The 14,175-nt window shown below is 51.6% G+C and carries 13 protein-coding genes; 1 reads left to right on the top strand and 12 read right to left on the bottom strand.

The genetic code is table 11. From position 1 onward, the window contains the following. Position 1: 1 nt before the first annotated feature. The 12 genes from atpD to HMPREF2554_RS00575 form a co-directional block, all read right to left on the bottom strand. Positions 2-1,444, bottom strand: coding sequence for a F0F1 ATP synthase subunit beta (gene atpD, locus HMPREF2554_RS00630; RefSeq protein WP_013398888.1), 1,443 nt, complete (start codon positions 1,442-1,444; stop codon positions 2-4). 55 nt (positions 1,445-1,499) lie between these two features. Continuing rightward, the gene (locus HMPREF2554_RS00625) at positions 1,500-2,444 is read right to left on the bottom strand and encodes a F0F1 ATP synthase subunit gamma (RefSeq protein WP_037230839.1); all 945 of its coding nucleotides are present in this window, start codon (positions 2,442-2,444) and stop codon (positions 1,500-1,502) included. 79 nt (positions 2,445-2,523) lie between these two features. After that, positions 2,524-4,149 carry a F0F1 ATP synthase subunit alpha gene (atpA, locus tag HMPREF2554_RS00620; protein WP_013398887.1) on the bottom strand — a complete coding sequence of 542 codons (1,626 nt, stop codon included), beginning with the start codon at positions 4,147-4,149 and terminating at the stop codon, positions 2,524-2,526. 152 nt (positions 4,150-4,301) lie between these two features. After that, positions 4,302-5,117, bottom strand: coding sequence for a F0F1 ATP synthase subunit delta (locus tag HMPREF2554_RS00615; RefSeq protein ID WP_013398886.1), 816 nt, complete (start codon positions 5,115-5,117; stop codon positions 4,302-4,304). Continuing rightward, positions 5,117-5,674 carry a F0F1 ATP synthase subunit B gene (locus tag HMPREF2554_RS00610; RefSeq protein ID WP_013398885.1) on the bottom strand — a complete coding sequence of 186 codons (558 nt, stop codon included), beginning with the start codon at positions 5,672-5,674 and terminating at the stop codon, positions 5,117-5,119. The genes HMPREF2554_RS00615 and HMPREF2554_RS00610 overlap by 1 nt, the downstream gene beginning before the upstream one ends. Positions 5,675-5,724: 50 nt before the next feature. Next, entirely contained in the window at positions 5,725-5,916 is a 192-nt protein-coding gene (atpE, locus tag HMPREF2554_RS00605; protein WP_004004436.1) for an ATP synthase F0 subunit C, read from the bottom strand. 126 nt (positions 5,917-6,042) lie between these two features. Continuing rightward, positions 6,043-6,840, bottom strand: coding sequence for a F0F1 ATP synthase subunit A (gene atpB / locus HMPREF2554_RS00600; RefSeq protein ID WP_004004435.1), 798 nt, complete (start codon positions 6,838-6,840; stop codon positions 6,043-6,045). Between the two features lie 99 nt (positions 6,841-6,939). Then, positions 6,940-7,194, bottom strand: coding sequence for a DUF2339 domain-containing protein (locus HMPREF2554_RS00595; protein ID WP_013398884.1), 255 nt, complete (start codon positions 7,192-7,194; stop codon positions 6,940-6,942). A 39-nt stretch (positions 7,195-7,233) separates the two neighbouring features. Continuing rightward, positions 7,234-7,725 carry a hypothetical protein gene (locus HMPREF2554_RS00590; protein WP_013398883.1) on the bottom strand — a complete coding sequence of 164 codons (492 nt, stop codon included), beginning with the start codon at positions 7,723-7,725 and terminating at the stop codon, positions 7,234-7,236. Continuing rightward, positions 7,722-8,828, bottom strand: coding sequence for an MraY family glycosyltransferase (locus HMPREF2554_RS00585; RefSeq protein ID WP_013398882.1), 1,107 nt, complete (start codon positions 8,826-8,828; stop codon positions 7,722-7,724). Before HMPREF2554_RS00585 ends, HMPREF2554_RS00590 begins: the two co-directional genes overlap by 4 nt. Before the next feature lie 151 nt (positions 8,829-8,979). After that, complete coding sequence (locus HMPREF2554_RS00580; RefSeq protein WP_013398881.1) at positions 8,980-10,890, bottom strand: polysaccharide biosynthesis protein; 1,911 nt, start codon at positions 10,888-10,890, stop codon at positions 8,980-8,982. Continuing rightward, complete coding sequence (locus tag HMPREF2554_RS00575; RefSeq protein WP_244864692.1) at positions 10,891-12,810, bottom strand: glycosyltransferase; 1,920 nt, start codon at positions 12,808-12,810, stop codon at positions 10,891-10,893. A 307-nt stretch (positions 12,811-13,117) separates the two neighbouring features. Between HMPREF2554_RS00575 and HMPREF2554_RS00570 the strand changes: the two genes are divergently transcribed. Then, on the top strand, positions 13,118-14,128 hold the full coding sequence (locus HMPREF2554_RS00570) for an NAD-dependent epimerase/dehydratase family protein (protein ID WP_013398879.1): 1,011 nt from the start codon (positions 13,118-13,120) through the stop codon (positions 14,126-14,128). Positions 14,129-14,175 lie beyond the last annotated feature (47 nt).

The following is a 14,175-nucleotide window of genomic DNA, read 5'->3' as shown; positions in this document are numbered from 1 at the left end:
ATTACTTGGCTCCGGTCTGTGCCTTGATTTCCTCGTACTGACGCATCACGTCATCCATGCCACCGATGTTGTAGAACGCCTGCTCAGGAATATGGTCTACATCGCCATTGCAGATCATCTGGAATGATTCGATGGTGTCCTTCAACGGAACAGTGGATCCTTCAACGCCAGTGAACTGCTTTGCGGTATAGGTGTTCTGTGAAAGGAACTGCTCAATGCGGCGTGCACGTGAAACAACGACCTTCTGCTCCTCAGAAAGCTCATCAACACCCAGAATCGCGATAATATCCTGAAGGTCCTTGTTTTCCTGCAGGATAGCCTTCACTCGAATAGCCGTGTCATAGTGTTCCTGCCCAATGTACTGCGGATCAAGAATACGAGAGGTCGAGGTCAACGGGTCAATTGCCGGGTACAGACCGCGCGATGCGATCTCACGCGAAAGCTCGGTAGTCGCGTCCAAGTGTGCGAAGGTTGTCGCCGGTGCAGGGTCGGTGTAATCGTCTGCAGGAACGTAGATTGCCTGCATCGAAGTAATAGAGTGACCGCGAGTCGAGGTAATGCGTTCCTGAAGCAGACCCATTTCATCCGCCAGGTTAGGCTGGTAACCAACAGCAGAGGGCATACGGCCGAGCAAAGTCGAAACTTCAGAACCTGCCTGAGTAAAGCGGAAGATGTTATCGATAAAGAGCAGCACATCCTGGTTCTTCACATCGCGGAAGTATTCCGCCATAGTCAAGCCGGTGAGTGCCACACGCAGACGAGTTCCCGGGGGTTCATCCATCTGTCCGAAGACAAGGGCAGTATCTTTCAAAACCCCTGCTTCTTCCATCTCAACCCACAGGTCGTTACCTTCACGGGTACGCTCACCAACGCCGGTGAACACCGAGGTACCACCGAAGTTGCGCGCCACACGGGTAATCATTTCCTGAATCAGCACTGTCTTACCAACACCAGCACCACCGAACAGACCGATCTTACCACCCTTAATGTAAGGGGTGAGCAGGTCGATAGATTTAATACCGGTCTCTAGCATCTCGGTCGATCCCTCTAGCTCTGCGAAGCCGGGAGCGGCGCGGTGAATAGGCCAGTATGCGTCAGCATCGATATCGGAGTTCGGCACATCTAGTGCGTTACCAAGAACGTTGAAGAGGTGCCCCTTCACGCCATCGCCCACGGGTACAGCGATAGGAGCCCCGGTATCTAGAACAGCCTGCCCACGCACAAGACCGTCAGTCTGTTGCATAGAGATGGCACGAACAATCGAATCACCCAAATGCTGAGCAGTCTCAAAGGTGATGGTGTAGGTTTTCCCGTCGAGGGTGAGTTCAGTGGTCAGTGCATTGTAAATATCCGGCACCTGACCAGCGGGGAACTCAACGTCAACCACGGGGCCAATCACGCGGGCAATACGACCCGTTGCGCCCTGGGTGGTGGTAGTAGTCATGTTTCTCACTTACCTTGAAAAGTTGAAAGTAGATAGCTTCGAGTTAGCAGTGTTCTTAAGAGGAGGCGAGAGCGTCTGCGCCGCCCACAATCTCAGAGAGCTCCTGAGTAATCTCGGCCTGACGAGCGTTGTTCATCAGTCGAGTGTACTTCTTGATTAGAGTCTCAGCGTTATCGCCCGCAGTCTTCATCGCACGCTGACGCGACGCAAGTTCACTTGCAGCGGCTTGGAGCAGGCACGCGAAGATACGAGAAGCGATATAACGCGGTAGCAGCGCATCCAATACTTCCTGGGGAGAAGGCTCAAATTCAAAGGATGCGGGTTGCTGATAATCGGCTGAAGAAAGTTCTTCATCAGGTACGATTTCCTCGCCCAATTTAGTTGCTTCTGCCACGTGGATGGGAAGCAAACGAAGAATCTTGGTCTCTTGAGTCACCATGGACTTGAATTCGGTGTATACGATATGCAGATCGTCTACCCCGCCGTTTTCATGTCCCTTTTCGTACTCCTCCAAGAACACATCGCGAATCTCAACTGCGGTATCAATATGCGGATTATCGGTGTGTCCTTCCCAAGCACGTTCATAGGGACGTTCCCGGAATTCAAAATAAGACTTCGCTTTACGCCCCACCAAGTACAGCTGTATTTCGCGCCCCTCGCCGCGTAGCCTCTCGATAAGCTCTTCTGTTTTCTTCAGCACAGACGACGAATACGAGCCTGCAAGACCGCGATCACTCGTCATCACCAAGACTGCAGAGCGCTTATGCTCATGCTTGCCGAATGTATCGGGACGATGGATCAGAGGATGCTGCACGGACTGTTGCGTTGCCAAAGCAGTCACAACTCGGGTCAATGCGTTTGCGTAAGGACCCGTGGTTTGAGCGCTCCGACGCGCCTTGTTAATACGGGAGGTCGCGATCATCTCCATCGCCTTGAAGATCTTCTGCATAGACGATGTCGAAGCAATTTTCTGTCGGTAAACCCTAATCTGGGCTCCCATAGAGCTTCCTTTCTCCTGGACATCTGCCCCGCCCATAACTCTGAAAGTTCAGAGCGGGGCTAACACCTAGGACTAATCGCTAACCGATGGTTTCCTGAGTGATGTCACGATCCTGAGCCGCTTTATGCTCCTCATGACCTGCGTCAACAAGGTGACTTGTACCCTCCGAGCGGAATCCCTTCTTGAAATCTGCAACGGCAGTTTTCAAGGCATCTAGGGTTTCATCCTCAAGCTTGCCGGATGCGGCAATATCACTCAACACCGAGGTCCGGTGACGCAGATAGTCAATGAACTCTGCCTCGAAGCGAAGAACGTCAGAAACCTCAAGATCATCAAGGTAACCGTTGGTACCTGCCCAAATGGAGACAACCTGCTCTTCTACCGCATACGGAGTGTACTGCGGCTGGCGAAGCAGCTCGGTAAGACGGGCGCCGCGAGTCAGCTGTGCCTTGGAAGCATCGTCGAGATCGGAGGCGAACATTGCGAACGCTTCCATAGCACGGTACTGAGCAAGGTCCAGTTTCAAAGTACCGGAGACCTTCTTCATAGCCTTGGTCTGCGCTGCACCACCCACACGAGAGACGGAAATACCAACATCCACGGCGGGGCGCTGGTTAGCGTTGAACAGATCGGACTGTAGGAAGATCTGGCCGTCAGTGATAGAAATGACGTTGGTCGGGATGAAGGCAGAAACGTCATTTGCCTTGGTTTCGATAATGGGGAAACCGGTCATCGACCCTGCGCCCAACTCATCAGAGAGCTTAGCGCAACGCTCCAATAGACGAGAGTGCAGGTAGAAAACGTCACCGGGGTATGCTTCACGCCCTGGCGGACGACGAAGCAATAGCGACACGGCGCGGTACGCTTCTGCCTGTTTTGAAAGATCATCAAAGATAATCAGGACGTGCTTTCCGCCATACATCCAGTGCTGACCAATGGCAGAACCGGTGTAGGGAGCCAAGTATTTAAAGCCTGCTGCGTCAGATGCGGGGGCAGCAACGATCGTGGTGTATTCCAACGCTCCCCTGGTTTCAAGAGTGTGTCGAACAGCAGCAATGGTGGAGGCCTTCTGTCCAACTGCCACGTAAACACAACGAACCTGCTTACTGGGGTCACCGGTTTCCCAATTAGCCTTCTGGTTCAGAATCGTATCGACTGCAATCGCAGTTTTACCGGTCTGACGGTCACCAATAATAAGCTGACGCTGCCCTCGACCGATCGGGATCATAGCGTCAATAGCTTTCAGACCGGTCTGTAGGGGCTCATGCACAGACTTACGCTGCGTTACACCAGGTGCCTGCAGCTCAAGAGCACGACGCCCTTCATCCTTAATAGGACCCAGGTCATCAATAGGGTTACCTAACGGATCGACTACACGACCGAGGTAAGCTTCGCCCACCGGGACCGAAAGCACCTCACCGGTACGGTGAACTGGCTGTCCTTCTTCGATACCGGTAAAGTCGCCCAGAATAATGACGCCAATATCGCGGGTATCAAGGTTTTGCGCGAGGCCAAGGGTGCCATCCTCAAAACGAAGTAGTTCGTTCGCCATCACCGAGGGCAGACCCTCGACGCGCGCAATACCATCGGAGGCTGCTACAACGCGCCCCACTTCAACACGTTCCACGTTGCCGGGTTCGTAAGACGCTGCAAATTCGTTCAGCGCGTTACGGACATCATCGGCGTTGATGGTCAAATCGGCCATCTTATGTCCCTGCTCTCCTAATTGTGGTTGCACCTCTCGGAACAACCGAAACTTGCTTCGTGGGAAGGAACAATATTCTAAAAATTTGTCTGCTTCCCAAGGTATCTTCTAAATCACCGTTGCGACGTATCGCAGAAATGTTCAGCTAATCTCTATGCTTGAAGGTCACGTTCAAGATCATCAAGACGGGTACCAACGGTTCCGTCGATAACCTCATCTCCAATCTGTACGCGCATACCGCCTAGAACAGCTGTATCTATAGATACGTCGAGTTTAAGCTGACGATTATAGATCTTGTTCAAGGTCCGGCTCAGGCGTTCAAGCTGTGCCTGCGACAGCGCTACTGCAGAAGTTACCTTTGCGATGTAACGGTTCTGTCGCGTGACGATGATTTCCACGAATTCATCAGCGAGGCGAGCGGCATGGTGACCACGGGATTCGCTACCAATTCGTTCCAAGAGAAGTACGCCTTCCGCAGTGACGGCTGGACCGCCTAATGCTACAGCGAGCTTCTTCTTTGCTTCTTTGCTTGCCAAGTTGTCGGACAGCGCCGCTTGCGCTTCGGGGGTACCATCAACGTTGCGCACAAACGTCAGCAACTCGTTGGTAACCTCTTCAAGGGCATCAGCACCACCACGAGACTGAGCGGATGCGATGGATGCGAGTACCGCAGCCTTCTCAAGCGCGTCTGCAAGATCACGCTCTTGAGACCAACGCAGTGCTACCGCCGTAGTCAGCACCTTGAGTGCTTGAGAAGAAATTTTGCCGCTAAAAATAGCCTGTGCAATATTTTCTCGGTCCTTCCCTTCACGCGAAGAGTCGGTCAAACCACGGCGTAAACCGCCATCGTGGTCAAGTACATCGACCACGGCGAAAAGCTCGCTAGCTAGGTTGAGTGGGTTCAACGAAGCGTTGGCTTCAAGAACCGCTTCCACCTTGCTCAGTGATTCAGTAGATACTCCTGCCATTACCGAGTTGCACCTGCATTCTGTTGCTCGGTTTCAAGGTCAGCAAGAAAACGATCTACCACGCGGGCCGATCGCTCATCATCGTCAAGGGCTTCGCCCACAATCTTTCCTGCAAGAGTAGTCGCCAAAGTACCAACTTCATGACGAAGAGATACTGAAGCAGCTAGGCGCTCAGCCTCGATAGTCTTCTGCGCATTATCAGTAATACGCTGAGCCTCAACGGTTGCACGCTCACGAGCCGCTGCGATAATTGATTCGCCTTCGGTACGCGCTTCCTCGCGAATTTTCTGAGCTTCCAAACGAGCGTTTTCAAGCTGCTGGTTGTACTCTTCGCGAGCCGCTGCGGCCTCCGCCTGAGCTTTCTCAGCTTTGGCAAGACCACCCTCGATTGCTTCTTTACGGTCCTGGTAGATCTTCTCGAACGCCGGGACAACGTATTTATGAACGATGAAATAGAGAATCACGAACCCAACGACGGTGATGCCCAATTCCCAGAGATTGGGAATTAGAGGGTTAGAGCTGTGCTCTGCGCCCCCTCCTTCTGCCAGATAAGTCATTGAGGGATTTCCTGTTCTTTAGGTTGGTTCGTTAACAGCTATATCTGAGCTTAGATGATGAATGCCAGAACGAGGCCCAGAATCGCCAGAGCCTCAACCACCGCAAAACCCATGAACAGCATTGGCTGCAGGGTACGCTGGGACTCGGGCTGACGTGCAACGCTCGTCATGTAGGCAGCGAAAATTAGACCCACGCCGATGCCGCCACCAATAGCTGCGAGGCCGTAACCAATAACGTTCATGTTGATTCCTTTCAACAGTGTGTGCTTCAGTGAAAATACCGAAGTTACAGAGCTACTTATGTGTATTCGACCCGTAAAACGGGTTGCTTTCTTCGCAACTGGATAGCCAGTTACGAAAACCTATTTTTAATGTCCTTCGGAAACTGACCCTTGCAGGTATACCGCGAGGAGCAGTGTGAAGACATAAGCCTGGATTACCTGAATCATCAGTTCCAGGAAGTAGAGGAATAGACCCAACGCCCCAGAGGCGATACCGCCCAAAGCTGCAGCCCCGCCGACGCTCATCACTAGGAACTGAGTTAGGGATGCTGCCACCATCATTGCCATGTGACCGCCGAACATCGTAGCGAAAAGACGAAGCGCGTGAGTCACGGGACGAATAATAAGGTTCGAGAGGAACTCAATCGGTACCAAAATAACGTACACCCACCCCGGAACTCCGGAGGGCATCGTCAGATCTTTAAAAAATCCAACCAGTCCCTTGCGCTTGATACCTACACCGACCCAGGTAAGGTAGCCGACGATAGCCAATGCATAGGCACTGCCTGGGTGAGAAAAAGAAGGAAGTTGAATAAGGGGAATTGAACCGTAAAGGTTATTAATCAGAATAAAGAAAAAAGAAGTAAAGAGCAGGGGCACGAAAGGCTTGAAATGCTGTGCGCCAATCAGGTCTTTGCCAAGTGAATTACGGGTGAAGAGATAGCCTGATTCTGCAATGAACTGGGCTTTACCCGGAACCATTGCACGCTTGCGTGCAGCCATCATAAAGAATAGGGAAACGACTACGACAGACAGGATGACGAGCAGCATCTGTTTACCAAAGCCGAACCCAAGAGAATCAACCTGGAAGAAGTCAGGCAGATGCATATCGGCCGGTGTCGGCGGCGTATAGCCTTCTGCGAGTACAGACCCGTTCTCGTTCAAAGCAAGTCCTTTCTTGCCGTTAGCTGGCTACTTGCTGGTGCAAAACTATGCTCAACTAACTGGATGGAATGTGTGCAAAACCTAAAATTTTTAGGCTATTTATTTAGAGCGGCTCGTATGCAGATATACCAGGTAGATGCCTCCGCAAGCACCTATCAGAACACCAACCCATACAAACCACCGGGTATTGAGGAGCCAGTCAGCTCCAAAGCCGACCAATCCCCAAAAAGCTATGCCGATAATAAGATACAAAACAGACATCACGCCGCCAGATAGTCCACCGCCGGATACCAGTTCTCCTGTGGTACGGAGTTTCTTATCTCCGTCCCACCATTTCTTCTCAGAATCGGTCAAAAATTTCCCTATCTACTTCTGAGTAAGCCTTTGTGTGTGCTAAGACTCAGGATCGAAGTACAAAATCCTTGAATTCATAATGGTTACAGCCTCGACACTTAACCACAGTACCGCTCCTATGACGGCACCACCAAGCGTCCAACCGTGTTTAAGTGCCTCTGGCATAGGTACTAGTAAAAGCACCATCGCCATGAGTAACACCTTCACCACATAACTTACAAGCAAAGCCTGAGGAATCCCAATCTTTATACGGTGTGCCCCCAAAGCAGTTGCTACGCCCATGGTGAAACATATATAGACTACCAGAAACCCAACCATAAATCCCGCCGACCCGCGAATGCCCAATATGATTCCCAGAATCGGTAAACAAAGAATTAAAACCAGTACAAACATTACGGTCTCGCGATAGGCTAAAAGCCCCCAGGAAAAGCCTTGCACCCTATTTTGCTTATTGTCTTTCTTACCTATACCATAGATAAATTTTGGGTTCCACAGAGCTCTCCGAATCGAATTTAGCCGCCGTTGTTTCACTCCTGTGAGCCCTCAGACTTCCGCTCGCTCACAGGATGCGTCTCTGTGTTCAGATCTGCAATATTCTGCTTGGAATTAGCGTGCCCCTGCTCGGCAGGCTGCAGACGCGTATCCAGTAGTTCGGGAAGCCGCAGGTATAAAACAATGACAGCTACAGCAAGGGCAAGAACGCCAACACCAGCGAAAAAGGCACCTGTTAGGAAAAGATCTGAGGCAAAGAGTACAAAAGCCCATACAATCGCAGTCGCAGAACTCACCATAATTGTTGCGCTGATATGTCCCAATCCGACGTCAGTCAGACGCTGATACACATGGGTTCGATGCGGTTTGTACCACTGCTCCCCAGCAGCCATACGACGTATAAGAGTCATCGCAGAATCTGCAAGATAAACCAGAAGCGGGGCTATCGACGCAAGGAACGGAATTCCAGCATAGAAAGCACCAACAGCAATTGTTCCAAGAGAGGCACCCAGGAAATAAGACCCAGCATCACCTAAGAAAACATTGTGACCCGTGCGTAAATTCCAAGGTAGGAAAGCCGTATAGGCACCTGCAATTGCCAGACCGCCTATCGTCATCCACGGCAAACTACTTACGCCACCCATATAGGCGTAGGCAAGCCCAGCCACCAGCCCATGGCATCCGGAGATACCGTTGATGCCGTCCATAAAGTTTGTAACGTTTATATACCCCGCAATAAAGATCCCTGCTACAGGAACCCACAGCAATGATGCCTCTTGAATAATAGCGAGAGAAAGTGCAATACCGAGTCCTATAACAAGCTGCATCCCGGCACGCTTGGCAACGCTGACCCCATAGACATCTTCGGTCCATCCCAAAAGCAAAGCAAGACCGCCGCCTGCCAAAAAAGTTAACGAGATGGGGAGATTTACAGTCCACTCCATGAGGGTAGCGACCGCGAAGCTCAAACAGGTAGCGTTAGCGGTTGCCAGCCCCATGCCCCGGTACGTCGGAATCGTATGCGAGGAACGCTCATTGGGTATATCAACCATATTTAGCGCGTGCAACAGGGGGCGTACCGCAAAAGGCAGAAGCGCTCCTAACACAAACGCTAGTATAAGCACCAGAGATGCCTGGTTCATGTCTCTCCTCTAGACGGTAAAACCTCGTAACAGGGTGTAATTTGGGATTCTACTTCCCCGCTGCTGGTTCTACAAGACGAATTCATCACGTAGTACACGCCTATGTAGACGTTAACGGGGCAAAATTTCATCGTTCAATATTCAAAAACGGCTAATTCCTGTGTTCTTCCAGAAGACGACCCTGACGCGGATCTACTACGCGGGTAAATCCATGACGCTCATAAGAACGATGCGCTTCATAATTCTGAATCCACTGCTCATAATCCAAATCCTCAGGATTGAGAGCTGGTGCCGTCGAGTGAGAAATAAACTTGTTTTGAGTGCTTCGAGTGTGTTGCTCATTAGCACCAAAGAGGGTTTCATCCAATTTTTCGCCAGGACGCAGACCGGTCACTACAATATCAACATCGTAACGCTCATAGGCTTTACGCATCTCATGTGCAACATCGTAGATAGATACAGGCTCACCCATATCAAGCACCATAACTTCACCCGGATGACCAATAGCCCCTGCCAGCATCACCAGCAGGCAAGCATCCGTGATGAGCATAAAGTATCGGGTAGCGTTCTCATCAGTAAGTGTAATGGGACCGCCATTGAGAATCTGCTGCGTAAACAGAGGTTTGATAGAGCCGCGCGAGCCAAAAACGTTACCGAATCGAACCGATACATAAGTCTTCCCCGTCTGCTGTCCAAACCACGAGGTTAAGCATTCAGCGGTTCGTTTTGACTGCCCCAAAGCGGTCTTAGGATCTGCCGCTTTATCTGTTGAAACATTCACAAATGTTTCAACATCCGCCGCTTGCGCAGCATATAGAACGTTAAGGGTGCCCAGCGAATTTGTTTTCCATGCTTCCTCAGGGTATGCCTCCAGTGCAGAAACATGCTTCAAAGCTGCGGCGTGGAAAACCACCTGCGGTTTTCGTTCAAGGAAGATATTACGCAGGTTTTCCCCCTCACGAATATCCGCGAGAATAATACGCTCATCATCCAGGCTGGACTCGCCAGTGATCGAGAGCTTTGTTTCCATCAGCAGGGTTTCGTCACGATCGAGCATCATGAGCAGCTCAGGGTCGTATTCGTGGATCTGACGGCATAGCTCAGAACCAATAGATCCTCCTGCGCCGGTCACCAAGACCCGCTTACCTTGAAGGTAGCTGCGCAAAACTTCAGTATCGACATCGTAGTTAATTTCGCCGCGGATAAGCTTCATGAGCTCGTTATCGTCGGTTTCTACCACGTTGTTGCCGAAGAGCTTTTCGCTGGCGCTCGCTACACGAGTTACTTCGACTCCGTGTTTTTGCATGCGTGCCCAGACCCGGTCGAAACGATCATGCGGCATGTTGGTGATAGCGACAATCATTTTTTTAGGGGCATAGCGCCTGATGACCGCATCCAGTTCTTTACCGGTGTTATAAACCGGCACATTGTGAATGTTAATACCGCGTAGCTGAGGGTTATCGTCCACCACCGCAACAGGTCGCATATATGCAGAGTCATCATGCATAAGAGCTTCGATAACTGTGCGACCCGTGAACCCGGCACCATAGACAATAACAGGCTCACCATCAAGATTACGCAAAGTCTTATGCTCAACATAAATACGCTTAACCATGCGCATCGCCGCCATGAACAGCAATGTAATACCCACCGAGATAGGCGGCACACCATGAGGCACATGTACTAGTCCGAGAGCTTCATCTACGTAGCTGAAGAGGAAAAGCGCCACCGAGACGATACCTACAGTTGCGCCCGTACGCCAGACTTCCTCGAAAGAACCGTAAGAATACAGGCCGCGGTACACCTTCATACCGTAGCCCACAAGAATCTGCAGAATAATCGCAAACCCCATACTGAGCGCCACGCTTTGAAGATCAATCACATCAAAGACAGAATTCTGGTTCAGAAGCAGGCTGTATCGTAGCATAAACGCGATGACAAGCCCTATAATCCAGGCTACGGAATCTAATGCAATCTGAACGAGAAGCCACCAGCTTTTAGGGGTGTAGGGGCGTTGGCGATCCACCACCGCAATCGGTTGAGTCGTGGGATAGTTCTCCACTTATGCGTCCTTCCCCTGCAAACTATTCTCTACGTTCCTACTAGGCCGTATATCGGTGAGCGCTCGAAATGCCTTACGGCGTGTACTCTCCGGAATAAACCGGTACGCCGTTCGAACGCTCATATTCTTAATCCACCCGAGCTTTGAGATCGCGTGCCCGGTATATAGTCGACGTTGAATCGCCCAATCCTGTTTCCAGGCGTTAAGTCCGCCCCGCCGTGTGTAGGCACCTGCACCCACACGATAACGGACTAATGGCTCAGGCACATTACCAATCTTATAACCGGCGGAGATAACCCGCGACCACAGCCACCAGTCTTCGGCCCCGGGTACATATTCATACCCGCCTAAACGCTGAACAACGTCTTTGTAGAAAGCCACCGTTGGGTGGTACAGGGGATTGCGCGAAGGCATCATGTCAGCCAACCGAGATGCGTCAGTTACCGTCTGGCGGGTAGCCTCTACTGCGGTATTCTGCGCATCAACTTCGTACATGGCAGAGCCCATCACCGCGCAGTCGCTCTCGATAAGCGCCGGAATTAAGGTTGCAAATCGGTCTGGCTCCGAAATATCGTCAGAGTCCGCGCGGGCAACGATGCCGTAAGAACAAGCATTCAGCCCCTCGTTGAGTGCAGCGGCAAGACCCACGTTCTGAGGCAGTTTGACTGTGACGATAGGAGCGCATTCCCCCGCCCTGCTACGTTCGACCCAACGGTCAACGACCGCGCGTACTTCAGAAGGCAACGGGCCATCCTGAACCAAAACCAGTTCAGCAGGCCGAAGGGTCTGATGCTGAGCGTTCGAGGCAATAGCCGCCTCCACATGATCAGCAGATTCCCGAGCGTAAACACTCATCAGAACAGAGAACTCTGCCTGAGAATGTGGTGCGCCGAAGGAACCACGATTTTTTTGAGCGCCATAATGCCCCGGAAATTCAAGGTCGTACACTTCGCGAAGCACATCACGATTAAGGCGAGGGGCATGCAGCGCATCCTTGATGCCCCTCAGGAAATACCCCAAATAAATAGATTTTTCGTCCGTACGCAGAACCGTCGAAGCCCAAAGTCTTGCTACCGACCCGCCATATAACAACTTCTCAAGCGGGCTAAGAGTACGGGATCGCGTGAAAACCCACATTTTATTGCGAACATCGTTATAAAATCGTGGGCCCGGCTTCGCATTCGTCGTCCCAAAAGTTTTCGTGTGGTGACGAGCCACCGAGGCGGGTACAGCAATGGCATCTCGATGATGTGCAAGACGGGTCGAAAATTCAAAATCATCATTCCAGATAAAAAAATCCGCAATCGGTAGGCCGCCATTCTGACGAATAACTTGAGCGTCCATCACCAAAGATACAAAGGAGGCGCTGCGTATAGGCCGACCCCCCACCGCTTGTGCACGACGATGCCGCCCAGAGCCAGCACCGAACATAGTGCGCATCGTATTCATGGGATGGTCTTCCCCATTGGTCCACACAACCCGTGAAGCTATCAAGGCGGGACGACGGCTGCGGTCCGGCGAATATGATTCCCATGCTTGAACAGACTCATGCAGGGTGTTTTCGGTTGGTTCAGTGTCATCATCCATAACCCACACAAGATCTGGATTGTGGCGCGCTAACGCTCGATCGATTCCAACGGCGAATCCACCCGCACCTCCCATATTCTGAGACAATGTGATGATATCGAGCGGAAGCGAATAGCTTAGATTTTTTAGATACTCGACCGTGCCGTCGGTAGAGGCGTTATCAACCACGACAACAGCGTCCGGCACAACCTGCCCTGCGGCGATACCCGCAAGGGTAATGGGTAATAAATCTTGACGATTATAGGTCACAACAACCGCTACAACACGCGGCCTACCGAGCTGTGCCACACCGCAGACAGGCGCACTCACCGAGTTTTCGCTCTCATCAGGCATCGACGCTTCCTCCCCCAGCACGCACTTTTCAGGCGGACCTATAAACACACGGATATATGAGACATCCCAAGATAGCTATTCTACCCGTCGAAAGCTCTATAGCTAAACATTACGTTCCAGCTTCAGTTTCGACTAGAGACCAAAAAGTTAGCTCCGCCACGTGCTCCTGTGCCACGACTATGCTTTAGCTCTCTTCTGCCCTGAAGTACTACTCTAAAACGTTATTTCTGTTTCTTAAACACCACCGAATATGCGAAAGTTGAAATACACACTCCGTAACAGTTTGGGGTGAGAAAGGTGAAAAGACGTGTCCGAGTCTAAATGGAAAGTTATCGGTGCAAGTGGCTTCGTGGGGTCGTCCATCGTGGCACGACTAAATGCCGAAGGAATCAGCGTAGATCCCATTGAGGCACCCCGTTTAGCAACCCGAGCACTCGACTCAAGAACTATTATCGAAGAAGCTCAGCTCCTTGAAGGCATCATCGACTCCCTAGCGGATGCGTTTGCCGGGGCTCAGGTTGTTGTTAACGCAGCAGGTCTTGCTGCCCCCAATATGCAAGACGTACCTGCGCTAGTGGGTGCTAATGCTCTGTTACCGGCGGTTATCGCTATAGCAGCACACCGTACCGGAGTACGCCGAGTTATTCACCTCAGTTCGGCAGCAGTTCAGGGCGCAAAATCTGTTCTTGATGCGAGCGAATACACAGCTCCCTTTAGCGCATACTCCTTTTCAAAAGCCTTGGGTGAAGAAGCTCTTTTAGACTTGCAGGATACGTTCCACGAGGCCTCGCATGGCGAAACCTCTGAACCTGTTGAGCTGTGCATCCTGCGTGCCACCAGCGTGCAGGGGCGCGGGCGCCGCACTACCGAGGTCTTCGCCAAAATAGCCTCTTCCCCGTTAGCTTCTGTAGCAGGTGCAGGAACCCGCAAATCCCCCGTATCGAGCTCATATGCGCTGGCTGAATTTGTGGTTAAAGTCGGCTCCTTTAAGGGTGAACTGCCCTCTATTGTGCTGCAGCCGTGGGAAGGCGAGACGGTAGCCTCTACCATGGCGGATGCCGGTCGCCGCAAGCCCGTGCACCTGCCTGAATGGCTGTGCAATCTGGCGGTTAAGACCGGGTATACGGTCTCCGAAATGATGAACGATAGGTTCCAAGGTTCCGTTCGCAAAGTCGAGCTCATGTGGTTTGGACAAGAACTCGACGATTCCTGGGCTCGTGAAAACGGTCTTCTACCCGAGCCGCGAGTGCGTGAAGTGCTGCGCAATGCCCATACTGCACTCGGTAAAAAGAAAGATAAGCGATTTAAGAACGCCTAGCTACAGGTCCTTACACTTTTCTACACAGAATAAGCAACGGTGAGGGA

Source organism: Rothia sp. HMSC071F11 (genome assembly GCF_001809115.1).
GTDB classification, from domain to species: Bacteria; Actinomycetota; Actinomycetes; order Actinomycetales; family Micrococcaceae; genus Rothia; species Rothia dentocariosa.
This window is presented reverse-complemented; position numbering and strand designations above follow the sequence as displayed.